At 68.2% G+C, this 1,836-nt stretch carries 3 protein-coding genes and 1 pseudogene; all 4 read left to right on the top strand.

What is annotated here, in order from left to right:
* Window positions 1–258, top strand: a 258-nt coding sequence (locus WA965_RS01665) for a hypothetical protein (protein ID WP_526446966.1), incomplete at its 5' end; no start/stop codon positions are given.
* A gap of 30 nt (window positions 259–288) precedes the next feature.
* The gene (gene folE / locus WA965_RS01660) at window positions 289–900 is read left to right on the top strand and encodes a GTP cyclohydrolase I FolE (RefSeq protein WP_526298178.1); all 612 of its coding nucleotides are present in this window, start codon (window positions 289–291) and stop codon (window positions 898–900) included.
* A 44-nt stretch (window positions 901–944) separates the two neighbouring features.
* Window positions 945–1,760 carry a dihydropteroate synthase gene (gene folP, locus WA965_RS01655; protein WP_526298182.1) on the top strand — a complete coding sequence of 272 codons (816 nt, stop codon included), beginning with the start codon at window positions 945–947 and terminating at the stop codon, window positions 1,758–1,760.
* Window positions 1,753–1,836 (top strand): annotated as a pseudogene (locus WA965_RS01650) (dihydroneopterin aldolase); the annotation flags it as partial. The gene folP and the pseudogene WA965_RS01650, both read left to right, overlap by 8 nt.

The following is a 1,836-nucleotide window of genomic DNA, read 5'->3' as shown; positions in this document are numbered from 1 at the left end:
CCGCCGCACGGGGCGCCGCAGCAGCCGCAGCAGCCGCAGCCTCAGGGGTACTGGTACCCCCCGCCCCCGCCGCCGGGATGGCAGGGCGGTCCGCAGGCCCCGGCTCCGTACCCGGGTTATCCGCCGTATCAGCAGCCGTACCCGCAGCAGGGGCAGCCCGGTCCAGAGGGCGGTGCACCTGCACCCGGCCCGAAGGACGAGCCTGATCGCGAGAGTGGCAAGCACAGAGATCGGGCTGATCCGCCGAACCGCGGTTAGTCCCTGGCTGATATCCGAACGGAGACTTCGATGACGCGGTCGCACAACAATGATTCGGCCACGCTGCCCAGCCCTGACTTCGATCAGGAGCGCGCGGAGCGGGCCGTTCGCGAGTTGCTGATCGCGGTCGGTGAGGATCCCGACCGACATGGTCTGGCGGACACACCGGCCCGGGTGGCCCGCGCCTACCGCGAGATGTTCGCGGGCCTGTACACCGATCCGGATACCGTGCTCAACACCACCTTTGACGAACAGCACGACGAGTTGGTGTTGGTCAAAGAGATCCCGATGTACTCCACCTGCGAGCACCACCTGGTGGCGTTCCACGGGGTGGCCCACGTCGGCTACATCCCGGGGATCGACGGCCGGGTCACCGGACTGTCCAAGATCGCCCGCCTGGTGGATCTCTACGCCAAGCGGCCACAGGTCCAGGAACGGCTGACCGCGCAGATCGCCGACGCGTTGATGCGCAAGCTCGACCCGCGCGGTGCCATCGTGGTGATCGAGGCCGAGCACCTGTGCATGGCGATGCGGGGGGTGCGCAAGCCCGGCGCAACGACGACCACGTCCGCGGTGCGCGGACAGTTCAAGCACGACAACGCCTCTCGGGCCGAGGCTCTGGATCTGATCCTGAGAAGGTGAGTTTGGCCAGCCATCAGACCCCGGCGGTGACGCACGTGAAGGTGATGGGGGTCGTCAACGTCACCGATGACTCGTTCTCCGACGGGGGCCTGTTCCTCGACCGCGATCGTGCGATCGAACATGGTGTCGAACTCGTCGCGCAGGGCGCCGCCATCGTCGACATCGGTGGTGAGTCGACGCGCCCGGGGGCCACCCGGGTGGCGCCTGAGGTCGAGACGTCCCGGGTGCTTCCCGTCGTCAAAGAGCTTGCCCAACAAGGGATCACGATCAGCATCGACACCATGCACGCGGGTGTCGCGAGCGCGGCGCTGGAGAACGGCGCGACGCTCGTCAACGACGTGTCCGGTGGCAGGGCGGACCCGGACATGGCCAGAGTGGTCGCCGATGCCGGGGTGCCCTGGGTGTTGATGCACTGGCGGTCGGTGGGCAGTGACCGACCGCACGACGTACCCGACTACGGCGACGTGGTCGGCGAGGTCCGTGACGAACTGATGGCCGGCGTGGATGCCGCAGTGCGCGCAGGGGTGGACCCGGCCAAGTTGATCATCGACCCCGGACTCGGATTCGCCAAAACCGCACAGCACAATTGGGCGTTGCTCGATGCGTTGCCCGAGTTCGTCGCGACCGGGATCCCGATCCTGGTCGGAGCCTCCCGGAAACGGTTCCTCGGCTCTCTGCTGGCCGGGCAGGACGGCGAACCCAGGCCGCCGGCGGGTCGGGAGACGGCAACCGCGGTGATCTCGGCGCTGGCCGGGTGGCATCGGGTGTGGGGTGTCCGGGTGCACGACGTCCGTGCCTCGGCGGACGCGCTCGCCGTGGTCACGGCGTGGCGCACGGCAGGGGAGTTGATCGGTGGCTGATCGAATCGAGTTGCGGGGGTTGAAAGTTCGTGGCAACCACGGTGTCTTCGACCACGAACGCCGCGACGGCCAGGAC

Origin of the sequence: Mycobacterium sp. (assembly GCF_049683935.1) — a bacterium.
GTDB lineage: Bacteria > Actinomycetota > Actinomycetes > Mycobacteriales > Mycobacteriaceae > Mycobacterium.
Note: the sequence above shows the minus strand (reverse complement) of the source record. Positions and strands in the feature narration are given on the sequence as shown.